At 37.0% G+C, this 24,394-nt stretch carries 20 protein-coding genes; 15 read left to right on the plus strand and 5 right to left on the minus strand.

Annotated elements, in window-relative coordinates:
- Positions 1 to 342: 342 nt before the first annotated feature.
- The 5 genes from ACQQ6V_RS09595 to ACQQ6V_RS09615 all read right to left on the minus strand — a co-directional run bounded on the left by ACQQ6V_RS09595 (position 343) and on the right by ACQQ6V_RS09615 (position 5,960).
- Positions 343 to 1,947, minus strand: a complete 1,605-nt coding sequence (locus ACQQ6V_RS09595) for a BamA/TamA family outer membrane protein (protein ID WP_448845296.1) — start codon at positions 1,945 to 1,947, stop codon at positions 343 to 345.
- A gap of 33 nt (positions 1,948 to 1,980) precedes the next feature.
- Positions 1,981 to 2,775, minus strand: a complete 795-nt coding sequence (locus ACQQ6V_RS09600; protein ID WP_448845297.1) for an SDR family oxidoreductase — start codon at positions 2,773 to 2,775, stop codon at positions 1,981 to 1,983.
- 166 nt (positions 2,776 to 2,941) lie between these two features.
- Positions 2,942 to 4,165: a 3-phosphoshikimate 1-carboxyvinyltransferase gene (locus tag ACQQ6V_RS09605; protein WP_448845298.1), complete on the minus strand. Its 1,224-nt coding sequence runs from the start codon at positions 4,163 to 4,165 to the stop codon at positions 2,942 to 2,944.
- 70 nt (positions 4,166 to 4,235) lie between these two features.
- Positions 4,236 to 4,562: a nucleotide pyrophosphohydrolase gene (locus tag ACQQ6V_RS09610; RefSeq protein ID WP_448845299.1), complete on the minus strand. Its 327-nt coding sequence runs from the start codon at positions 4,560 to 4,562 to the stop codon at positions 4,236 to 4,238.
- Between the two features lie 3 nt (positions 4,563 to 4,565).
- The gene (locus tag ACQQ6V_RS09615) at positions 4,566 to 5,960 is read right to left on the minus strand and encodes a hypothetical protein (protein ID WP_448845300.1); all 1,395 of its coding nucleotides are present in this window, start codon (positions 5,958 to 5,960) and stop codon (positions 4,566 to 4,568) included.
- Positions 5,961 to 6,202: 242 nt separating this feature from the next.
- Between ACQQ6V_RS09615 and ACQQ6V_RS09620 the strand changes: the two genes are divergently transcribed.
- The 15 genes from ACQQ6V_RS09620 (at position 6,203) to ACQQ6V_RS09690 (ending at position 24,390) form a co-directional block, all read left to right on the plus strand.
- Positions 6,203 to 8,284, plus strand: coding sequence for an alpha-ketoacid dehydrogenase subunit alpha/beta (locus ACQQ6V_RS09620; protein WP_448845301.1), 2,082 nt, complete (start codon positions 6,203 to 6,205; stop codon positions 8,282 to 8,284).
- Between the two features lies 1 nt (position 8,285).
- Positions 8,286 to 8,885, plus strand: coding sequence for a TetR/AcrR family transcriptional regulator (locus tag ACQQ6V_RS09625; RefSeq protein WP_448845302.1), 600 nt, complete (start codon positions 8,286 to 8,288; stop codon positions 8,883 to 8,885).
- A gap of 7 nt (positions 8,886 to 8,892) precedes the next feature.
- Positions 8,893 to 9,975, plus strand: a complete 1,083-nt coding sequence (paaE, locus tag ACQQ6V_RS09630) for a 1,2-phenylacetyl-CoA epoxidase subunit PaaE (protein ID WP_448845303.1) — start codon at positions 8,893 to 8,895, stop codon at positions 9,973 to 9,975.
- A 135-nt stretch (positions 9,976 to 10,110) separates the two neighbouring features.
- Positions 10,111 to 11,070, plus strand: a complete 960-nt coding sequence (gene paaA, locus ACQQ6V_RS09635) for a 1,2-phenylacetyl-CoA epoxidase subunit PaaA (protein WP_448845304.1) — start codon at positions 10,111 to 10,113, stop codon at positions 11,068 to 11,070.
- A 60-nt stretch (positions 11,071 to 11,130) separates the two neighbouring features.
- Positions 11,131 to 11,418: a 1,2-phenylacetyl-CoA epoxidase subunit PaaB gene (paaB, locus tag ACQQ6V_RS09640; protein ID WP_448845305.1), complete on the plus strand. Its 288-nt coding sequence runs from the start codon at positions 11,131 to 11,133 to the stop codon at positions 11,416 to 11,418.
- Positions 11,419 to 11,625: 207 nt separating this feature from the next.
- Positions 11,626 to 12,384, plus strand: a complete 759-nt coding sequence (gene paaC, locus ACQQ6V_RS09645) for a 1,2-phenylacetyl-CoA epoxidase subunit PaaC (protein ID WP_448845306.1) — start codon at positions 11,626 to 11,628, stop codon at positions 12,382 to 12,384.
- Between the two features lie 27 nt (positions 12,385 to 12,411).
- Positions 12,412 to 12,900: a 1,2-phenylacetyl-CoA epoxidase subunit PaaD gene (gene paaD, locus ACQQ6V_RS09650; RefSeq protein ID WP_448845307.1), complete on the plus strand. Its 489-nt coding sequence runs from the start codon at positions 12,412 to 12,414 to the stop codon at positions 12,898 to 12,900.
- A gap of 104 nt (positions 12,901 to 13,004) precedes the next feature.
- Positions 13,005 to 14,162 (plus strand): 3-hydroxyacyl-CoA dehydrogenase NAD-binding domain-containing protein, encoded by a 1,158-nt coding sequence (locus tag ACQQ6V_RS09655; RefSeq protein WP_448845308.1) that lies wholly within the window; start codon positions 13,005 to 13,007, stop codon positions 14,160 to 14,162.
- Positions 14,163 to 14,199: 37 nt separating this feature from the next.
- Complete coding sequence (gene pcaF / locus ACQQ6V_RS09660; RefSeq protein ID WP_448845309.1) at positions 14,200 to 15,405, plus strand: 3-oxoadipyl-CoA thiolase; 1,206 nt, start codon at positions 14,200 to 14,202, stop codon at positions 15,403 to 15,405.
- 84 nt (positions 15,406 to 15,489) lie between these two features.
- Positions 15,490 to 17,535: a phenylacetic acid degradation bifunctional protein PaaZ gene (paaZ, locus tag ACQQ6V_RS09665; RefSeq protein ID WP_448845310.1), complete on the plus strand. Its 2,046-nt coding sequence runs from the start codon at positions 15,490 to 15,492 to the stop codon at positions 17,533 to 17,535.
- A 153-nt stretch (positions 17,536 to 17,688) separates the two neighbouring features.
- Entirely contained in the window at positions 17,689 to 18,444 is a 756-nt protein-coding gene (locus tag ACQQ6V_RS09670) for an enoyl-CoA hydratase/isomerase family protein (protein ID WP_448845311.1), read from the plus strand.
- Between the two features lie 94 nt (positions 18,445 to 18,538).
- Positions 18,539 to 19,288, plus strand: coding sequence for a GLPGLI family protein (locus ACQQ6V_RS09675; protein WP_448845312.1), 750 nt, complete (start codon positions 18,539 to 18,541; stop codon positions 19,286 to 19,288).
- 299 nt (positions 19,289 to 19,587) lie between these two features.
- Positions 19,588 to 19,839, plus strand: a complete 252-nt coding sequence (locus tag ACQQ6V_RS09680) for a type B 50S ribosomal protein L31 (RefSeq protein ID WP_448845313.1) — start codon at positions 19,588 to 19,590, stop codon at positions 19,837 to 19,839.
- A gap of 158 nt (positions 19,840 to 19,997) precedes the next feature.
- Entirely contained in the window at positions 19,998 to 21,158 is a 1,161-nt protein-coding gene (locus tag ACQQ6V_RS09685; protein ID WP_448845314.1) for a GlmU family protein, read from the plus strand.
- 247 nt (positions 21,159 to 21,405) lie between these two features.
- A complete protein-coding gene (locus ACQQ6V_RS09690) occupies positions 21,406 to 24,390 on the plus strand; it encodes a SusC/RagA family TonB-linked outer membrane protein (protein WP_448845315.1) in 2,985 nt (994 codons plus the stop codon).
- Positions 24,391 to 24,394 lie beyond the last annotated feature (4 nt).

A 24,394-nucleotide genomic window follows, 5' to 3' on the forward strand; every position in this document is an offset into this window, starting at 1 on the left:
AGAATAAAAAAATACTAATCTATTTATTTACAGATAATTAACCAACTACCCGCTAGGTAGTATCATAAACTACCCAAATACTACTCGCGCAAAAATAGGAAAAATATAATAATTAGCCCAAATTTGCACCCTCAGTAATATAAATAAAATGACAAAGCGAAAAATATATCATTAATATACCGTTATTAAAATATTATAGATAAAATTGATCTTGTATAAATTAAATATGATTAAAAATAAAACTAATAACCAAAAACCCAAAACTAATAACCATTAGACGTCATTTTGTAGTCTAGAATTTTGGTAATGCCTGCGGAAGAAATTTTGCAGGTTTTTTATTTTTTAGAACCGACTAACAATACCCCAATGGATTTTGGTTTCGTTAAATTTAAACGGATTTCCAAATTGATTTCCATTAGAAATCTGGAAACTCATAAGCCCAATTGGTAAAAAGAAATTGAAACCTAAACCCAAACTGTACAAGCTTGGATTAATATTAAGAGACTTATTGCTCATATGTCCATACTGCGCAAAAATATCAAAAAATGCCTGATCGTTGACAAGGTAACGGTATTCTGCACCGCCATAAGCATAAAAGTCACTTATCAAACTCAACTCGTTAAAACCCCGAAAAGAATTCCACCCACCGAAGCGCAAAAGCTCATTAATGGATAATTCTTTTTTGGAGCTCATTAAAGCAGATTCTCCCCTTATATTAAGGTAATGATTGCCATTAATATGAAAATTATGTTCGCCAGAAATAAAATATTTCAGTTGATTAACATTCTCATTAGTCTTGTCATAAGTCGTTTTAAGAAAGTCAGCTTCTACGCGGATGTTAGTCTTATGAAGAAACAAGGCGACATCACTTCCGCTCTGATATTGATACCATAATCCAACACCTTGCTTACGAAAGTCTACAGCTTGTGAATATAAAGAGTCCAAAACTGCCGAGGTTTCAAAAGTACCACGAAGACCAATTTTTTGCTTTTCAGAAAGATGATAATACAAAGACGGACGGAATTTTACGTTAGCGAAAGTAGAATCTTGTCGATAAATATTAACATTAAGATTAACCCCAACATTGCTATTAAAAGTATAAGGAACATCCGCCTGAAGGTCAAAAGTCTGTCCTTTATCTGGATTACGTTGCCAATAGAGGGCAATACTTTCGAAACTATTAAACATGTTTCTCAGCGCCACATTAAGCGTACCGTTAACCGTAAATTTTTCTGTTTTATCATTCCCAAAGCCAACCATACCGTCAAAACTATTGGTTTTTCGCTTTTGCATAAATAGGTAAACTTGTGTAGAATCTTTGGTGAACAAAGTCTGAGGAGGATTTTCTAAAGTGATAAAAGGATGACCTACCAAACTGTTATTAATAGCTACCAAATTTTTATCATCATAAGTCTTTCCGAGGTAGGCTTTCTCCAAGTTTTTCACAAATTTTCTTGGCACATTATCATAACCTTTCAGTACAAAACCATTAATTTTTCTTTGGGATGCTGGCACAACAGAGATATTAATCTCCGGCACTTTATCATTCATTTTGATAAATTTGGTTTTCACTCTGTTAAAGGCAAAACCTTTATCACGGTATTTCTGATTAATTTTTTGCCGAAGAGAATCAAGATTTTTTACAAAAATTTCTTTAGGCAATCCGAGATCTTTAACCAAAGAATCCGAAAATCTTACCCGAGCTTGATTAAAGTTAGGCCCTTTATCATAGATAATTTCGGTATGATTATTAAGTTTGTTAACTGATTTTAAGCTGGCATAGAAATAAGATGATTGAGATAAACTATCTAAAAACTTAACCGCTTTAACAGAATCCTGGACGACATTTTTCTCTTTAGAATCTTTGTCAATAAGCCAATACTCATGTTTCTGAGCATTAACTACAACAGAGATTAAAATTAAAAATATGTACCAAAACTTCTTCAATAGTGCATTTTCCAGACATTAGAATAACAGAAATCACTTAAGATTATTATATTTCTTCATTAGATTCTCATAGACTTTCTGTGGCAAGATCCACTTGAGAGGTACACCAATCTTCTGCCCGAATGCCCCAAAATAATAATGCGCTTTCCATTTTTTCTTGAGAAGTAGCTTTTCTATATAATCCACAACCTCTTGCGGATCGTTACCTTTATCCACATGGGCGTTCATCAAAGCATAGACTTTCTCAAAAATACTTTTGTATGGCGCAGATACTTCAGTTTTAATTCTGTTATCTGCGATATTAGTTTTGATATCACCAAGATGGAGGCTGCACACCTCAATATTCCATTGATCAACCTCATAACGCATGGCTTCTGTCACTTTATCTACCGCGGATTTTGACGCCGAATAAAAGCCTCGGAACGGTAAACCCATCTCACTACCAATACTAGAAATATTGATTATCTGACCCATCTTTTGCCCTCTCATCGTTGGCAAAACGCCACTCATCATCTGCACCGTTCCTACCAGATTAAGATTAAAAAGGTTAAGAATATCTTCTTGCGTAGAATCTTCTACAGCGCCAACCATTCCCATTCCGGCATTGTTGATAAGAACATCAATTCTACTTTCTTTCGCCAAAATCTCTGCAATTGCTTTATCTACGTGTTCTTTCTTGGTAACATCCGTCGGTATACAAGTAAAGAAAGAGCTTTCTGTTAACTTTCTGCTCAGCCCATAGACTTTATGACCTTGCTTACCAAAATATTCTGCTAGTGCCCAACCAATGCCCGTTGAGCTGCCTGTGATGATATATACTTTTGACATTTCTTTTTTAAGGAGCAATAAAAATTATGTATTCTAAGACAATAAGTCCCGCTGTCCGCTGTATCTTTTTCTGCCAACGCTTTCACTTTGAGCTTGTCAAGGAGCCCAGCTAAAAAAAGGATGCCGCTTCCATCGGGGCTACTATTGCTAGATTTCTACTTTTGTTCTACGATTTGATTTCTGTAACACTATCAAAATCATCCCAAAATTCGGGATAAGATTTTTCGACTACATTTTCATCTAAAATTTCGATATCACTAACCAAAGCAACTGGCGCAAAAGCCATTGCCATACGGTGATCGTTATAAGTTTCGATTTGGATATGCTGATCTGCTTCCCCAAAACTTACTGATTCTATTGTATCATTGGTGATAATTGTTGCTACGCCCATTTTTTTTAGTTCATTTTGCAAAGCAACCAATCGATCTGTTTCTTTAACCTTCAAGGTTTTTAATCCAGAAATCTCAAACGGAAATTTCAAGACAGATGCCGTCACACAAAGCGTTTGGGCAATATCTGGACAATCATTCATGTCCAAAATTATTTTTTCTGGGCTCTCAAAGTTATTTTCTGGCATTAATGTAATGCTATTATCCGCAAAATCAGACAATGTGTTAATTCCGAAGTATTTCCAATAGATTTCTTTAATCACGCTATCGCCTTGTAGCGAAAGCGTTTTGTAGCTTTTCAGGCTAACAATTTTTCTACCAATTGCTGCTAAAGAATAAAAGTAAGATGCAGATGACCAATCGCTTTCTACCTCATAATGATTAGTGCGCAACGAGCCAGAATGTGATTCTATAAAAATACTATTATCTTGGTATTTAGCATTAATCCCAATACTACCCAACATGGTTAAAGTCATTTCTAGATAAGGCTTTGAGGTTACTTCATTATCCAGATGAATGGTTAATCCATTTTCTAATTTCCCTCCAATTAATACCAAAGATGTGATAAATTGACTAGAAACATCTGCTGGGATATTTACCTCGTTTTTAGTTAGCTTTTTACCAACAATTTTAAGAGGCGGATAACCTTCATTTTCTAGATAAGTAATATCTGCACCAAGATCTCTAAGCGCATCTACCAAAGCTTTTATAGGGCGTTGCTTCATACGATCAGAACCCGTTAATACAGTCCTTCTTCCTTCTTGTATCGCAAGGTAAGATGCTAGAAAACGCATCGCCGTACCTGCATGATGAATATCGATAACGTCAGCATCGCTTTCGATAGCTTTTTTTAATAAAGTTGTATCCTGAGAATTGGATAAATTAATCATATCGATATTCCCGAATAAGTGCGCTAAAATCAAAAGACGGTTCGAAATACTTTTCGAACCGGTAATTTGTATATTTTTTCCGTCTATAAGTTCAGACTGTTTTATAATCATTTTTTTAAGATTTAAGATTTCGGATTCAAGATGTGAGAGAATTATCAAAATGCTTACATCTCGTTTCTTACTATTTTAATTTTTCATTATTCTGATGTCGATCTTTATCTCTATCTGTTTTAACTTTCATTTTATTGTCAAAAGCAGCTTGGAGATCCACACCCGTCTGGTTAGCTAAGCATAAAGTCACAAACAAAACATCAGCCAACTCTTCTCCAAGATCTTTGGTTTTATCCGATTCTTTTTCGGATTGCTCGCCATAACGTCTGGCAATAATCCTGGCAACTTCGCCCACCTCTTCCGTCAACATCGCCATATTGGTTAGTTCATTAAAATATCTAACACCTATGGTTTTTATCCAATTATCAACCTCTCGTTGCAGCTTTATGATTTCCATATTTTATTGATAAGCGCCCATTGTTGGTTGAGAACCTCTGGCAACACCTGTAATATCGGTTGGTAATGTTGTGAAATTTAGATTACCTTTTGCTTTTGCTGGAGAATCATTTTTAACTCTCATGTTCATTTTCTGCGTGTAGAAATTCATGAATTTTGGATCCACATTCTTAATCGAGTTAATAATATTACTGTTATTATCAAATACAAATCCTGCTTTATCTCCAACTTTTAACAAAGAATTTTGGATTTTATACGCGAAAGTCTGTCCTGTGACCGGCGCAAAAAGCATGGTATTAGGACGATCACCATACACGATAGAATTTTTCATATTAAAATCTAGTGCCCCATTAACTGTTGATCCATTGTCACTCCAAGAATTAGTGGCAAAAATGCTGTAACTTAATAACGCTGAATTAAGATTCCAATAATTGGCAAAAGTTGTATGTGTAAGATCATATTTACCTCCTTTAAAAATAGCAAGATCCGCTTCTCCACAATTGTTCATCACAACGTTATTAGTTTTCAGATCTGCGCCGATAGCATAGATACCAAAATTCTGAAACGTATGAATAATAGAGTTATTGATAACCGCTTTATTATCTTTAAGCTGAAGTCCAATATTCCCCCCGAATAATTTTCCGTAGTTCATATTAAGCAAAGAGGCTTGCTCCATCTTTATACCATTCCAATTAGCCGGCAAAGTATCATAACGCGTGTCATTTCTGTCGCCACGTAAGATGACTTCTTGATTTAATTCTCCTCTAATATTAAGTGTTGCATTTTTAGAAATATTAAGTCCACTTTTTTTATGAAAATAGACTTTAGTTCCTTTTTCGATGTTTAATGATTTTCCTTCAGCAACGGTTAAATCCCCGAAAATAATTTTAGCTTTATTATTAGTCCAAGTTGTATTTTGGCTTAAAATGTTAGGATTAGAATCCGTTTTTATAAAATATTCTGCATCCTGCACTACAGAAAACAAAGTAACTTTCTGCTGTCCCGCTGGTGACTCAAAAACAATTTTATCCTCAGCAATAGCTTCTGGAGCATTAGCAAGAGGCGCAATCTCTACAAAAATATAAAGACTATCATTTTTTCTTAATGATACATTATTAAAGCTAGTACCCGCTTTTCCGTCCACATTAATACGGTAAAGAGAACTCGCGCCAGACTCTAGATAGATCTTAGGAATCTGCACATTTTTATTATCCTTATTATAAACTTTAACAGCATAAGTTTCGGATCTCATCTGGTTATAAACGGTATCACAAAATACGGTATCCGTTGAAAATCGTAACATTTGTGAAGGTTTTTCAAAGCTAATGTCATCATTATTACATGACACCATTAATAATGCTACCCAAAAACCAAATCCTAATAATACTCTTAATTTCATTCAATTATAATTAGATGTCCAAAACTACAATATTTTTTTTTCTCTATCAACCAAAAACCAACAGAATCCCAATTACTGATAAAATTCACTAACTAACATTTGTTAGTTTCGGGTTTTTTGTTATATTTGTTTATGTTATTGTTACTTCAATTAAAAGTAGCAACAATAATTTCCTCTTGTTTTATTTAATCAAATAATAATTGAAAATGAAAACACTGAGGATATTTAATTTATAAAAATCTATGGAAATCACAAAATCACAGAATATCACCTTAGAAACTAATCTAGAACATTTTTTGAAAAAAGCCTACCGACTCATGTTCACCGCTAAGAGCATGACAGAACTTTTTGAAGAAGAAAAGCGTATTGCTTCAAAATACGTTCATGCAACATCTCGTGGCCACGAAGCCATTCAGATTGCGTTAGGATTACAACTTTTACCTCAAGATTTTTTAAGTGCTTATTATAGAGACGACAGCGTCTTGCTATCCATTGGATTGAAACCTTACGAGCTAATGTTACAGTTATTAGCAAAAAAAGATGATCCTTTTTCGGGAGGAAGAACTTACTATTCTCACCCAAGTTTGCGCCGTGATGACATGCCAAAAATACCTCATCAAAGTAGTGCAACTGGTATGCAAGCTATCCCAACAACTGGTGTTGCAATGGGGCTTAAGTACCTGGAAGAACTAGAATTATCAGAAGATTTTGACCAAAAACCAATTGCGGTATGTTCTCTAGGAGATGCAAGTTGCACAGAGGGAGAAGTCGCAGAAGCTTTCCAGATGGCTGCGCTTAAGCAATTACCTATTTTATATTTAGTTCAAGATAATGAGTGGGATATCTCTGCGCACGCTTCAGAAATCAGAGCGCAAGATATATCGAAATACATACAAGGTTTTGAAGGTATCGAAGCCAGAACCATAGACGGAACAGATTTTATTAAATCTTATGAAACCGTTAAAGAATGTATTAAAATCATTCGTGATGAAAGACGTCCGATGCTGATTCATGCTAAAGTTCCGTTACTTAATCATCACACTTCTGGCGTAAGAAAAGAATGGTACCGCGATGATCTGGAAGAAGCAGCAACTAGAGATCCTTTACCAAAATTAAAAGAAAAATTATCAGAATTCGGGATTGATGATGCCGAAATTCATCAGATAGAACAAGATGCTATTGCCCTTGTAAAGGCAGATTACGAAAAAGCGCTGTTGGCAGAAGATCCTAAACCAGAAGATCTTTTCACCCACGATTTTGCTCCAACGCCTATCACAGAAGAAAAAGGAATCCGCGCACCAGAAGGCAAAATCCCAACCGTAATGGTAGATTGCGCATTGTTTGCAATTAGAGAATTAATGGCAAAACATCCAGAAGCTTTATTATATGGACAAGATGTAGGCGCAAGATTAGGCGGAGTTTTCCGAGAAGCGATTACTTTGGCTGGACAATTTGGCGACAAGAGAGTCTTCAACACACCTATCCAAGAAGCTTTTATCATTGGATCTACCGTTGGGATGAGCGCTGTTGGACTAAAGCCGATTGTTGAAGTTCAGTTTGCTGATTACATCTGGCCAGGCCTCAATCAGTTATTTACAGAAGTGGCGAGAAGTTGTTATTTATCAGATGGCAAATGGCCTGTGTCTATGATTCTTAGAGTTCCGATTGGAGCCTACGGAAGCGGAGGTCCTTACCACTCTAGCTCGGTAGAAAGTGTCTTAACCAATATCCGAGGAATTAAAATTGTTTATCCATCAACTGGTGCAGATCTTAAAGGTCTAATGAAAGCAGCTTACTACGACCCTAATCCTGTTGTGATGCTAGAACATAAAGGCTTGTATTGGTCAAAAATTGAAGGTACTGAAGATGCTAAAACCATAGAGCCAGACGAGGATTATATCATTCCATTAGGGAAAGCCAGAGAAGTGATTCTTTGTGACAGCAGAAAAGACAAACCTACATTAACCATTATCACTTACGGAATGGGTGTTTATTGGGCATCTAATGCGGCGAAACATTTCGATAATCAAGTAGAAATTATAGACTTAAGAACTTTAGCGCCATTGGACGAGAACAGAATCTTCGAAAGTGTGAGAAAACATAATCGTTGCATTGTTTTAACAGAAGAACCGGTTAACAATTCTTTTGCACAGAGCATTGCCGCAAGAATTTCTGACCAATGTTTCCGCGATCTGGACGCCCCAGTTAAAGTGATTGGCGCAGAGAATATGCCTGCTATTCCGCTTAATTCTGTTTTAGAAGAAACCATGTTACCTAACGCAGAAAAGTTGAAAATCAGTATTGAAAATCTTTTGAAATATTAAGATGACACAAGCGATTAACATAGAGAAAAAAGCCAAAGTCAATAAAAAAGAATTGATTTTATTCGAAGCGGCCAAACTATTTAGAGAAAAAGGCTTCGGAGGTACAAGCATGCGTGACTTGGCAGAAAAAGTAGGCATGGAAGCCGCCAGCATGTATAATCATATCAAATCTAAGGACGAAATTCTAGAATTGATTTGTTTCAAAATTGCAGCAGCGTACATTTCACAATTGTCGGAGATAGAAATCATGCAACTCAGCTTTCAGGAGAAATTAAGTTTGGTTATCAAGCTTCATATCGACTTAATGATTAATGATGCAGCATCGGTTTCTGTCGCTAACAATGACTGGAAATACCTCCGAGAAGAGAAAAAAACAGAATACAAAGCCATCAGAAAGTCCTACGAGAAAAGCTTTGCCAATATCTTAGAACAAGGCATGCAAGCTGGAGAATTCAAAACTATGAATGTCTCCGTGGCACTTTTCACCATCTTATCTTCATTGCGTTGGATCGAGCTTTGGTACAAGCCAAGCCGAGACATATCACCCGAAGAATTAGAACACGAACTTTCTACCATATTACTTAACGGATTAAACTTTTAATACTATAATGTCAACCTCATTTCATCCTTTAAAAATCAAACGCATCAATCGAGAAACCAACGATTGCGTTTCGGTAAGCTTTGACGTACCAGAAGACTTAAAGGAATTATTTCAATTTAAACAAGGTCAATATTTGACATTTAAAAGTAAAGACGGACAAGAAGAAATTCGCCGCTCCTACTCCATTTGTGCCAGCCCTTGCGAAGACGAACTTAAAGTGGCGGTCAAAAAAATATCAGAAGGCGTATTCTCCTCTTATATTAATGATCTTGCCAAAGAAGGCGACGTGCTAGAAGTAATGCCACCACAAGGCACTTTCTTTACAGAACTTCACCAAGACCACCAGAAAACTTATGTGGCTTTTGTTGCAGGAAGCGGGATTACACCTGTCATTTCTATCATTAAATCTGTCTTGAAAAACGAGCCCAACAGTCAATTCATTTTGATCTATGGCAACCGTAATAAAGCCAGTATTATTTTCAAAGAAGAAGTAGAAGCACTTAAAAATAGATATATGCAACGTCTTAGCGTGTATCACATCTTAAGCCGCGAAATGGCAGATGCAGACATCTTAAGTGGCAGAATTAACGCTGACAAAGCTCAATTCTTCCTTAATCACATTATTCCCGCTGATAAGATAGATGAGGTTTTTCTTTGTGGCCCAGAAGATATGATTTTAGGCGTTCGCGATACTTTGGTTAACGCAGGATTGGATGCTAAAAAGATACACTTTGAGTTATTTTACAGTGCGGCATCTGCCCAAAAGAAAAAGGAACACAAAGAAGCCGTTAATCGTGCAGATGACCAATACAGCAAAGTTGTGGTTAAGCTAGATGCATCAGCTCTTAACATGGATTTGGCATATCACGGACAGACCATTTTGGATGCCGCATTACAGAATGGAGCAGATTTACCCTATGCTTGCAAAGGTGGGGTTTGTGCGACTTGCAAGTGTAAACTAGAAAAAGGCGAAGTAGAAATGGATATTAATTACTCCTTAGAGCAAGATGAGCTAGACGCAGGATTTATCTTGTCATGTCAGGCGCATCCACGTTCTGCAGAGGTTGTAGTTAATTTTGATATCAAATAGATTTAGCATAAAACAAGAGAAGCCATAAGCACCAAATTTGTCATTCCGTAGGAATCTCAACAGAATGAAAAAAAACCTTAGGCTATTTACGTTAAAGAAAAAATAAGTAAAGAAATTCCATTAAAACAACACAGTATGGAAACAACAGAAATCAACTTGGAAGATCATTTCCAAAACAAAATAGACAACGAAATCCGTATCGAACCAAAAGATTGGATGCCAGATGCATATCGCAAAACTCTGATTCGTCAGATTTCTCAACACGCCCATTCTGAGATTGTAGGCATGTTACCAGAAGCCAATTGGATTACCAGAGCACCAAGCCTCAATCGTAAAAAAATCCTTCTGGCCAAAGTCCAAGATGAGGCGGGTCACGGCTTGTATCTCTATTGTGCTGCCGAAACGCTTGGCGTTACAAGAGACGAAACCATTAATGACCTACATTCTGGGAAAGCCAAATACTCAAGCATTTTCAATTATCCGACTTTGACTTGGGCAGATATGGGCGCTATTGGCTGGCTGGTAGATGGCGCTGCAATTCTTAATCAGGTCCCATTATGCAGAGCATCTTACGGTCCTTATGCGAGAGCAATGGTTAGGATTTGTAAAGAAGAAAGTTTCCATCAACGTCAAGGTTATGAGCTTATGATGAAGCTTTGCCAAGGTACACCAGAGCAAAAAGCCATGGCACAAGATGCCTTCAACCGTTGGTGGTGGCCAACCTTAATGATGTTCGGGCCTAAAGATTCGGAATCTGGCAATACAGAAATGTCTATGAAGTGGAGAATCAAGCGATTTACCAACGATGAGCTAAGACAGCGTTTTGTGGACGTTTCCATTCCTCAGGCAGAATATTTAGGATTAACCATTCCTGACCCTGATCTGAAATTTAATGAAGAAACAGGTCATTATGAATTCGGCGAGATCAATTGGGATGAGTTCTGGAAGGTGGTTAAAGGCAACGGAATGTGCAATAAAGAGCGTGTAAGCGTTAGAAAAAAAGCCTTCGAAGATGGTGCTTGGGTAAGAGAAGCCGCAACAGCCTACCACGAAAAAAGAAAACTAAGAACAGAAGAATTAAGAAAAACAGTATAAAATAAGTACGAAGATTAAAGCCCATCATCTCTAATCTTTTTGTCTCTAATCTAAAATATTATGCAAAATACAGAATGGCCACTTTGGGAGGTTTTCATCAGAAGCCGTCAAGGTCTAGATCATAAGCACGTTGGCAGTCTTCACGCAGCAGACGCAGAAATGGCAATACAAAATGCGCGTGACGTCTACACCAGAAGGACAGAAGGCGTGAGCATCTGGGTCGTAGAGTCTCAGTTTATCACGGCATCTAGCCCAGATGACGCAGGTGCTTTTTATGAGCCATCGGAGGACAAAGTGTACAGACACCCGACCTTCTATCACGTTCCTGAGGAAGTGAAAAATATGTAAAAACTAGCCCTCGCCAACAGCTATGGATAGAGCCTTTACAGAGACAAGCTTGCCACGAGCATACAACAAGCTTGTCACGACCTCACGACAAGCTTGTCATGGACTAATAGCAAGCCTGCTTTTTACAACTAACAAGCTTGCTTTTATTTCAAGCTCAATTAATATCAAATCCTAATCAATCTAATAGGATAAGAAAACTAAATTAAAATGACTACAAATAATAAACTCAACTATCTTTTACATCTTGCTGATACCAGTATGGTCTTAGGGCAACGCCTGTCCGAGTGGTGTGGTAAAGGCCCCGTTCTGGAGCAAGACATCGCGATGTCTAATATTGCTTTGGACATCTTGGGAGAAGCTACCCATTATTACGAGTTAGCAGCAGAAGCACAAGGTGAAGGCAAAACCGAAGATGATCTAGCCTTTCTCCGTAACGAGAGAGATTATAAGAATCTATTGTTGGTAGAACGTCCTAATGGACACTTCGGAGATACCATTGCCAGACAGTTTTTCTTTGATGTTTATCATGTTTTGCTCTTAACAGAATTAGCAAAATCTAATCATGAAAAACTAGCAGCCATTGCAGAAAAATCTCTTAAAGAAGCGACTTATCATCAACGATGGAGCTCAGAGTGGGTCATCCGCCTAGGTGATGGCACTGCAGAGAGTCATGACAAAATCCAAGAGTCTATTAACCAATTGGTGGATTATACGGACGAGTTTTTCATCCCTACTCTTTGGGAAAAAGAATTGATTAATGAAGGTATGATGCCTGACATTACAACATTCAAGAACCAATGGTTAACGGTAGTTACTCAAGTTTTAGACGAAGCAACATTAAGTGTCGACTTTGCTAAATCCAGACAATTAGTAGGTGGCAAAGACGGACAACATACCGAAGCTTTAGGCTACTTATTAGCAGAAATGCAATATATGCAACGCACCTACCCCGGAATGGAATGGTAAAATAATTAGCGTCTTTGTAATAAAAAAATGACCATAACAGAAGAACATATCTGGCAAATATTAAAGGAAGTTCAGGATCCTGAAGTACCCGTTCTCAACATCTTGGATTTAGGAATTGTACGAGAGGTAATTTTGGATGGTGACCATATTGAGGTTGTTGCAACACCCACTTATTCGGGTTGTCCAGCGACTTCCATGATTAATATGTCCATCAAGTTAAAACTCATCGAAAAAGGATTTAAAAATGTTAAAGTCACCAACAGATTGAGCCCAGCATGGACAACAGAATGGATGACAGATGAAGCCAAAGCCAAACTAAAAGCGTACGGCATAGCACCACCTGTCTATTCAAAATCGAATCACAATGATTTGTTCGCAGAGTCAGACGCTGTAGAATGTCCACAATGTGGCTCTACGCACACACATCTGGTTAGTCAATTCGGGTCAACAGCCTGCAAAGCCTTATATCAATGCGATGCTTGCCAAGAACCATTTGATTATTTTAAATGCCACTAAAGTGATATAATGATGTGATAATGTGGTGGTGAGTTAATTTGAAATTAAAAATCTAATTTCTGACGTCTAATGTCTAACATCTGATGTCTAATATCTTTAAATAAATGAAAATAGCAATCATAGGTAGTGGCGCAATGGGAAGCGGCATAGCACAAGTTCTTGCAACAGCAGGCAACGATGTTTCGCTCTACGACAGCAATCCTTTAGCTTTAGAAAAAGCAGAAAAAAACTTAGAAGCAACCTTTCAAAAGCTAGCCGAAAAAGGCAAAATTTCTTACGAGAATGCAGAAACCTATTTCAATAATATAAAACTGATTACCAAATTAGAAGCGCTGTCTAATTCCGAATTAATCATAGAAGCCATTATCGAGGATTTAGAAATCAAAAAAGACTTGTTTCAAAAACTAGAAAACCTTGTTTCTGACGATTGTATTTTGGCAACCAATACCTCATCATTATCCATTGCATCCATTGCGTCGGCTTGTCAAAAGCCTAACCGTGTGATTGGGATTCATTTCTTTAATCCAGCGCCATTAATGGCTTTGGTAGAGATTATCCCTGCAGTACAAACGGACGAAGCGTTAATCGCTAAAACCAAATCTCTGGTTGATTCTTGGGGCAAACTTCCCGTTATTGCCAAAGACACACCAGGCTTTATTGTCAATCGTGTGGCGAGACCTTTTTATGGAGAAGCGGTTAGGATTTTAGAGGAAGGGATAGCAGATTGTGCGACGATAGATTTTGCCATGACGAGTCTTGGAGGCTTTAGAATGGGACCTTTCCAACTGATGGATTTTATTGGTCATGATGTTAATTATCGCGTAACGGAAAGTGTTTTCAAAGAGTTTTTCTATGATCCTAAATTCAAACCTTCATTTACTCAAAAGCGATTATTTGAAGCGGGTTACTTCGGACGAAAATCAGGACGAGGATTTTACGATTATACCGAAGCTGCAGAACTAATCAAACCCAATGAAAACCCAGAATTATTAAATCAAATCTTTACCAGAATCTTAATAATGTTGATGAATGAAGCTGCAGATGCTTATTTCTTAAATATTGCCTCGGTAGAAGACATTGATCTGGCAATGACCAAAGGTGTTAATTACCCCAAAGGATTATTGCAATGGGCAGATGAATTCGGCTTAGATAAACTAGAGAAAGAATTGGATAAACTCTATCATTTCTATCATGAAGACCGCTATAGATGCAGTCCAATCATCAGAAATTTAGCAACCCAGAATAAGAAATTCTATTCATAATTCTAAAAACCAAATACCAACAACTATAAACTAAATAATGAACCAAACATACCTAATAGACGGCGTCCGCACACCCATCGGAAAACTCAAAGGAAGCCTAGCCAACATTCGTCCTGATGACATGGCGGCATTTGTCATCAAAACATTATTAGAAAGAAACAAAAATATCGATCAATCTCAAATCGCTGATGTGATTTTAGGTTGTGCCAATCAAGCAGGAGAAGACAACAGAAACATCGCAAGAATGGCTGGTCTTCTTTCTGGCCTGGATTACCGCGTACCAGGAGAAACCGTTAATAGACTCTGCGCCTCTGGCTTATCGGCTGCTATCAGCGCGTCCAGAGCAATCCAAGTGGGCGATGCAGACTTAATGATTTCTGGTGGAGTCGAGAATATGACGCGCGGTCCATTGGTTATTTCAAAATCCGAAACGCCCTTTGGTGGCGACGCTAAGATTTTTGACACGACTTTCGGTTGGCGTTTTATCAACCCGAAAATGAAAGAAATGTACGGTGTAGATGCTATGGGAGAAACGGCAGAAAATGTTGCAGAACGTGATAATATCTCTCGTGAAGATCAGGATTTATTTGCGTTGAATTCTCAAATGAAAACCAAAGCCGCACAAGACAACGGAAGATTAGCTCAAGAAATTGTAGCGGTTAATTTACCTCAAAGAAAAGGCGATGATTTAATTTTTAATCGAGATGAGTTTGCTAAAAATGACACCACTCTAGAAGGTCTTGCTAAATTAAGAACGGCTTTCAAAAAAGATGGAACGGTAACCGCAGGTAATGCTTCGGGCTTAAATGATGGCGCGGCGGTTAATCTTTTAGCATCAGAACAAGCTACTAAAAAATTTAATTTAACGCCAAAAGCAAGAATTGTTTCTAGCGCCGTTGTTGGTGTAGAACCTAGATTAATGGGAATAGGCCCTGTAAAAGCCGCAGAATTGGCCCTTAAAAAAGCAGGACTGACTTTCAATGATATTGATATTATCGAATTGAATGAAGCATTTGCGGCACAGAGTTTAGCATGTATCAGAGCTTGGGGATTAGAGGACAACGATCCTAGAATCAACCCAAATGGCGGCGCTATTGCACTCGGACATCCATTGGGGATGAGTGGCGCAAGAATCCTTAATTCTGCAATGTATGAACTTCATAACCAAAATAAAAGATACGCTTTAGCAACCATGTGTGTAGGCCTTGGACAAGGTTACGCCGTGATTATTGAGAAAGTTTAATAATCAGAGGTTAGAAGAAAGAAGTTAGAGTTTAGAACTATTCTCATCTAACTTCTAAAATCTAATTTCTAAAATCTAAAAAAAATGATGCAACTAGAAAATTATGCTTTAGGACGTTGGATAAAAGGAGAAGGAGAAGGCCAAGCTTTATACAATTCCATCAACGGTGATTTGATGGCGACAGCAACTTCCAAAGGCTTGGACTTTGCAGAAATGATGGATTACGCCAGACGAGTTGGTGGGCCATTACTGAGAAAAATGACTTTCCAAGAAAGAGGTTTAATGCTTAAGAAATTAGCGTTTCACTTAATGGATAAGAAAGATATATTCTACAAAGTAAGCTGGGCAACTGGTGCTACTAGAGCAGATTCATGGGTAGACATCGAGGGTGGCATTGGCAATTTATTTTCCAATGCGTCGCTTAGAAGGCAGTTTCCTGATTTACCATATTACGTGGATGGTGATGCGGTGAAGTTATCCAAAGAAGGTACTTTTATCGGACATCATATTTGCACGCCCAAACGTGGTGTAGCCATTCATATCAATGCATTTAATTTTCCCGTTTGGGGAATGTTGGAAAAAATTGCGGTCAACCTTTTGGCTGGCGTTCCTGCCATCGTGAAACCAGCAACAGCAACTAGTTTCTTAACGGAAGTTGTCGTTAAAGAAATTATCGCTTCAGGGATTTTACCAGAAGGAAGCTTACAATTAATCTGCGGTTCTGCTAACGGAATTTTAGACCATGTCACTTCTGAAGACGTTGTCACTTTCACAGGATCAGCCTCAACAGGGAAAATGCTTAAATCTCATCCAAAAATCACCGAAGAATCTGTACCATTTAATTTGGAAGCCGATTCTCTTAACGCGATGGTTTTAGGCGAAGATGCAAAACCTGGCACGGCAGAATTTGATTTGTTTATTAAAGAAGCTTCTCGCGAAATGACTACTAAAGCCGGTCAAAAATGTACAGCAGTGAGACGATTGCTTGTCCCGAAAAACCTTGTAGAAGATGTACAGATCGCTTTAGGTCACAGATTATCAACAGTGGTTATTGGCGATCCTAATGTAGAAGGGGTTAGAATGGGATCTTTGGCTAATAAAGATCAAGTGAAGGAAGTTTCTGAGAAAGTTCAGGAATTATCCAAAACTCAAGAAATTGTTTTTGGGAGTTTAGACAATTTCGAAGTGAAAGGTGCTGACAAAAACAAAGGAGCATTTATCTCACCAATATTATTCGTCAATTCAGATCCTTTTAGAAATACAGATGTCCACAACATCGAGGCTTTTGGCCCTGTAAGTACGATTATGCCTTACAACAATATCGACGAAGCGATTGACTTGGCAAGAATGGGCAAAGGCTCACTTTGTTGCTCTGTCGTGACGGCAGATGATGATTTTGCGAGAGAATTTGTCATCGGCGCAGCGTCTATGCACGGTAGGATTTTAATTCTCAATTCGGATTGTGCCAAAGAAAGTACGGGGCACGGTTCTCCATTACCAATGTTGGTTCACGGTGGTCCAGGGCGCGCTGGTGGTGGCGAAGAAATGGGTGGCAAACGTGGCGTTCTTCATTACATGCAACGTACAGCGATCCAAGGTTCTCCAACGACTTTAACGCATATTACACAACAATATCAGTACGGTGGTAAGCAGTTTGATGATGGGATCCATCCATTCAGAAAACATTTTGAAGAACTTAAAGTTGGCGAAACTTATATCACAGCAAAACATACTGTTACAGAAGCTGACATCACTAATTTCGCTAATGTTTCGGGAGATAATTTTTATGCTCACATGGATGCCACATCCTTGGAAGGCACCATTTTCGAGAGAACTGTGGCGCACGGCTATTTCATTTTGAGTAAAGCTGCAGGATTATTTGTTGACCCAAGAAAAGGCCCTGTTTTACTCAATTACGGCTTAGACGAATGTCGTTTTGTAAAACCTGTTTATCCAGGGATGACCATTGGCGTTAAGTTTACCTGTAAAGAAAAAATAGAACAAGAAAAACGCGAGGACGAAGCCGCACGTGGCATCGTAAAATGGCTGGTAGATGTCTATGACGAAACCGGAGAAACCGTTGCTATCGCGACAATTCTAACAATGGTAAAGAAACTTAATCAAGATTAATTTATAGATTTGGGCAGCTTAATCCGCCTTCCGCTCCCGCTATTTTCATTTTTGTCAGCCTGAGTGCGTCGAAGGACAAAAAATAAAAATGAGCTCCGCTCAAGTCGGGCTGCGAGATGAGTGCCAAGATTTAATATTCAACATAAAAAAGAAATGGAAGCCTACGTAACATCAACCATAGAAAACGGAATCGGAACTATCGAATTTTTCCATCCGCAGAGCAACTCGATGCCGGGAAGCCAACTAAAAAACCTCGCTAACGAAATTGAAGCGTTGGGCAAAAACAAAGACGCCAAAGTCATCGTCCTAAAAAGTGGTGGCGAAAAAGCCTTTTGTGCTGGCGCATCTTTCGATGAATTGATTTCAATTCAAGATTTTGAAACTGGGAAAAGTTTTTTCTCAGGTTTTGCTAATGTGATTAACGCCATGCGAAAGTCACCCAAATTAATTATTGCCAGAATTCACGGCAAAGCTGTTGGCGGTGGTGTTGGCATTGCTTGTGCTGCAGATTACACCTTTGCCACAGAAAATGCTGCTGTTAAACTCAGCGAATTGGCCGTAGGCATTGGACCTTTCGTCATCGGCCCAGTTGTCGAAAAAAAGATCGGAACGGCAGCTTTTGCACAATTAGCAATTAATGCGACTGAGTTTTATTCGGCAGATTGGGCACGCGAAAAAAATCTGTACCAGGACGTCTATGAAACCACAGAAGAAATGGACGCCGAGATTCAAGTTTTAGCAGAAAAATTAGCGAGTTCTAACCCTGAAGCCATGTTCCATCTTAAAGAAATCTTCTGGAAAGGCACCGAACATTGGGATGATCTCTTAACAGAACGCGCCGCCGTTAGCGGACAATTGGTGCTTTCTGACTTTACAGTTAATGCAATTAATCAATTCAAATCAAAGTAGTAAAACTTTAGATCACAAAACAAAAGCCACTATTGTTAAAATTTTAGTGGCTTTTTTGTACATTTGAGAATATTAAAGCTTAAAAACCAAATGCATGAAATTTTATTCTATTTTCTTTTTCCTTTTTCAACAATTGTTATTAGCCCAACAAATCAAGGTAGAATATTTATTTATACCATCTGATATTGCAAGTAGCAAAGAAACGCTGTATATCAGTAGTAATAAAAACAAGTCAATATCTATACAAGACTCGTTAAGTAATATTAAAATGCCTGATGAAAAAGTGCATCGTATTTTTGATAATCAGTTCTCTCCAACATTTTATTCAGACTTAAGCAACAATGAAAAAGGGAAAACCTTCATTTTCACAGAATCTATTGGTAGGGATAAACAAAATATATTTCTAGTTGAAGATCCTTTAGTGAAAATAGTTTGGGAGGTTGATGAGAAGAGTCAAAAAAAAATATTAAATTATCTATGTTTCAAAGCAACTACTAATTTTAGAGGACGCATGATAGAAGTTTATTTTACAAAAGATCTCCCTTACAGTGCTGGTCCTTTTAAATTTTATGGATTGCCAGGTCTCATTCTCGAAGCTAAAGTTGTTGGTCTAGGTTATTATATGTGGAAAGCCGTATCTATAGATCTTAAGAATAAAGACAATGTTAGTTATCATCCACCATTGGATAATATCAACATCATCGATATACAAGAATATGTGAGATTATATGATAGGAAAAGGCAACAATTCTTTAAAGGTTTACCGACACAAGGCTCTCCAGGCGGCATAAGAACCGCATCTAAAGAAAGGTCTTCGCTTGAAAAAACCTATGATTGGGAATAGATTTTATTAAAACTAATTAAACGGAAGTTGTCCTGCAAAGGGCAACTTTTTTCATAAGAATAACACCTCCACCTCTAAAAAAGGCAATTAAAAATTGTTCGATTAATACGATGTAATTTAAACAATTTGAATTTTGAGAATTACAACAATGCTTTAATTTTTAAAATATCAGCGAGAAACTACATAGAATAATTTGCAGAATAAAAAATATATTCTTATTTTTGCCGTCTCAAAACCAGAGTTATTGAAGCCATTACTTCTCTACTCATATTTAATTAAAAATTTAAAAATTTCTGGAAATGAAAAAAGATATCCACCCAAGTAACTATAGATTAGTAGTTTTCAAAGATATGAGTAACGAAGAAATGTTCCTTTGTAAATCTACTGCTGACACTAAAGACACCATCGAATATGAAGGTGCTGAGTACCCATTAATCAAAATGGAAATCTCTTCTACGTCTCACCCTTTCTACACTGGTAAAGTGAAGTTAGTTGATACTGCAGGACGTGTTGACAAATTCATGAACAAATACAAAAAATTCTCTAAATAATTTTAGAAATTTATTGAAATACTAAAAACCTTTCGGATTTCCGAGAGGTTTTTTTGTTATTTTTGTAAGGGTAGAAATTATACAACAGAAGCTAGAAATTAAATCTAATATACTCTTGTCTAATTTCTAAAGTCTAACATCTAACATCTAAACTAAAAATGCAACTCGTATTTTCAGACGCACAATATTGGGAAGACTTTCTTCCGCTTTCCTTCACAAGACCTATTGCAGAAATGCGTGTAGGGATTTTGACCTTTACAGAACGTTGGCAAAAACTTCTTGATATCCAAAAAACATCCTACATTACCGAGGATTTTTTACAAGAGAAATATAAAAAACCAGCAGACGAACAAAGCCTTTTTTTGGTTCCCAACTTTTTACCAAGCGATGAGGTTTTAACTCAAATTAAAAACCTAAAACCCGGAGAAGCTCTTGTATACGACAACGAACTTCTTGCCGCCAATATCAACATGGACAATTTCTCTCTTAATCAGATTGAAAAAATGACCGATATTACGGAGGAATTATTGTTCTTTAAAAAACCGACAGATCTTTTCAGTTTTAACGATAAAGCCATTGATTTTGATTTTGATTTATTAACAAAAGGCAGAACTTCTCAGCCATTATCTTTAACTTGCGGATTTCTTGGCGATAAGAAAGATCTCTTTATAGAAGAAGGTGCTTCGGTAGAATTGGCAACGATTAATTGCAAAACTGGTAAAATCTACATCGGAAAAGATGCAGAAGTTATGGAAGGCTGTAATCTACGTGGGCCAATTGCTTTGTGTGAAGGTTCTAAATTTAATCTAGGAGCAAAAATCTACGGCGCTACAACCGTTGGTCCACACTCCAAAGTAGGCGGCGAGGTGAATAATATTGTGATTTTTGGATTTACCAATAAAGGACACGACGGTTTTGTCGGTAATTCGGTTATTGGAGAGTGGTGTAATCTTGGCGCAAATACCAACTCTTCTAACCTTAAAAACAATTATGCCTCGGTAAAACTCTGGAGCTATAAGAGTAAAAGATTCGAAGATACAGGACTTCAGTTTTGCGGATTAATCATGGGTGACCATGCTAAAACTGCGATTAATACTCAGCTAAACACTGGGACAATTGTTGGTATTGCTGCTAATATTTTCAAACCAAACTTCCCGCCTAATCTTGTAGAAAACTTCTCTTGGGGCGGCATGAAATGTGATGAAAAATTTAAACTAGAAAAAGCCTACGAAGTATCTGCAAAAGTTATGGAACGTCGTAAAGTCACTTTAACTGACGAGGACAAAAATATATTGAAATATATTTTTAATAATTATTAAAAACGCACTTAGCTTCTTATTTTGGTGATTTTATGAAGCTTAATTGAATATATTATTTCGTTTTTCGTATTAATTTTTATTAAATATTAAATTATCATATCATTAAAAAAAATCACAACTAGCTGATTTACCAATACTTACAATAAAAAATTATTTTCATTAAATATAAATTAACAAAAATTAACATTTATTGTTGTTTTTTTAATAAAGTTTCACATATTTGTGAGATCATAAAAAAATAACTAATATGAAGAAATTGACAAGTACGGCTTTGGCAATTGTTTTATCCTCTTCTTTTGCTATGCTCAATGCACAAGTAAAAAAACAAGATAGCACTAAGTTAACTAATATTGACGGGGTCGTAGTAACAGCACTTGGTATTAAAAGAGAAAAAAAATCTTTAGGCTACGCATCTCAAGAGGTAAAGGCTGATAAGCTTTTTGAAGGAACAACTAATACTGGGAATATTGCTTCTCAACTATCTGGTAAAGTTGCTGGATTACAAGTTAATACTAATAGTAATTTTGGAGGATCTTCAAACTTAGTTATTAGAGGAATCAAAAGTTTAGGAGGTGCAAGCCCGCTCATCGTAATTGATGGCTCACCTGTTAATAACTCTTCTACTTACGATACAAAATCCAATCAGGATATGGGAAATTTACTTTCCGATATCAACCAAGACGATATTGCTTCTGTTAATGTTTTGAAGGGTGCAGCAGCATCTGCTCTATATGGAGAAAGAGGACTTAATGGTGTTATCGTCATCACAACTAAAAATGGAAAAAGTGGTAATGATGATAGCTGGGGCGTAACACTTTCTAGCTCTATACAAGCTGGTTTTATAGATAAATCTACATTTCCAGAATATCAAACTAGATATGGTGCTGGATATGCACTGAAATTTAAAGAAACAGCTGTTGATGGAAAACCCTATCTTAACCTAGGTGATGATGCTTCTTGGGGCCCTGCATACGACCCGAATCTTTTAGTTTATCAATGGGATTCTTTTGATCCTAATTCTAAAAATTATAAGAAAGCAACGCCATATGTTGCTGCTAAGCGTGGACCAATTCATTTCTTCGAAACTCCGATTAGCTATGTCAATGGTATCACTTTAGAGAAAGGTAAAAAAGGTAATAATTTTATGTTGTCATATGACAATATGCTGTCTAACGGATTATTACCTAACTCAGATCTAAGAAAAAACACCATAACTACCAAAATTAATTATGATCTAACTGATAAATTGCATGCTACAGTATATTCTACATTAGTAATGCAACAAACTAAAGGACGTAATGATGCTAACTATTCTGGTAACCTCGTTGGTGGTTTTAGACAATGGTGGCAAACCAACGTAGATATTGCAGACGTTAGAGATGCATACTATAATAGTGGAGAACTTAACAGAACTTGGAATTTAAAAAGTGCAACTAACCCTGTAGCAGCATATTGGAATAACCCATATTATCAACGTTATCAAAGTTACGGTACGGATGACAGAACGAGAAGCTTCTCTTATGCTCAGGTTACTTATGATTTTAATAAAAAATTCTCTTTAACAGGAAAGGTTTCTTATGATAACGCTACCACTTTATTCGAGAATAGATTAGCACCTAACTCTATTCCAAAAACTTTTGGAGCGTCTCAAAAAAATGTAAGTTCTGGATTTAGTAGACAAAACTTAGTGACTTCTGAAGCTAATTATGATTTATTCTTTAATTATAAGTTTGATATCACAAAAGATATTAATGTTAGTGGAATTGTTGGAGCTAACGTACGTCGTAATTATTCTAACTCAATCTATGCATCTACTGAAGGAGGACTTGAGACACCAGGCATATACGCATTGGCTAATTCTAAATTGCCAATACTGCCTCCGGATGAAAATGTCTATACAACTGTGACGTCTAGTGCCTATGCAACTACTTCTTTCGATTTTTATAAATTCTTTTATTTAGATGCTACTTTTAGAGTAGATAATACATCAACGCTTCCTAAGGGCGATAACACATTCAGATACCCTTCATTTACAGGATCATTCATCCTATCCGAATTTATCAAACCTTCATGGTTAAGTTTCTGGAAAGTAAGAGCGAATTATGCTGAAGTGGGCGGTACAGCAGACCCTTATCAGTTACAGTTCTATTATTCTTATGCTGGTTTGTTTAACAATTCCATCGTTATGCAAAATAGCCAGACTATCTTGCCTAATAAAGGCTTAAAACCACAACGATCTAAAGAATATGAATTCGGGACAGAGTTCCAATTCTTGAAAGGTAGAATAAATTTTGATGCGGCATTTTATAAGACCAAAACCTTTGATCAAATTCTTCAATTGCCTATTTCAGCAGGGGGAGGACTTAATTTTGCTATGGTTAACGCAGGGCAAATTGACAATAAAGGGATAGAATTCCAATTAGGTTTAGTTCCTATAAAAACTAATACCTTCACTTGGAATATGGACATCAACTGGTCTAAAAATGAAAACAAAGTTGTAGAATTACTTCATAATGAAACAAGTGATGTTAGTAACTATCTATTAACAAGCATACAAGGAGGTGCTTCTGTTAATGCAACCGAAGGAGAAAAGTGGGGAACGATTAGAGGTACCGACTATACTTACGATGCTAATGGGAATAAAATTGTTGATGCTAAAGGCTTCTATAAGCTTAACGGTAACCAAATTATTGGTAATACAACACCCGATTGGATTGGAGGTGTGAGAAACTCTTTCTCTTATAAGGGACTAACTCTATCATTCTTAATTGATGTGAGAAAAGGTGGAGATATTTTCTCAACAGATATGTACTATGCATCTTCTACTGGTCTATATACTAATACGGCACAAGGTGACTATAGAACAGGTCAAGTTATTTTACCTGGTGTTACACAGACAGGTCAGGTTAACACAACTGCGTTTGATGGGTCAATCTATGGCAACCAGGGCTATCAGAAAAGACCAACCAAAGATTATGTATATGATGGATCATTTGTAAAACTTAGAGAAGCAAGTATCAGCTACGCTATACCAAAAAAATTATTACAAGGAACATTTGTTAACGAAGCCAAAGTATCTATCGTTGGAAGAAACCTATGGATAATACACAAAAACTTACCTTATGCTGATCCAGAATCAACTCTTGGTGGTGGTGTAAGAGGCTATGGCTACTCTATTGGTTCTTTGCCAACAACAAGAGATGTCGGAGTTAATGTAACATTCAAATTCTAAATCA

Source organism: Chryseobacterium electrogenes (assembly GCF_053553015.1).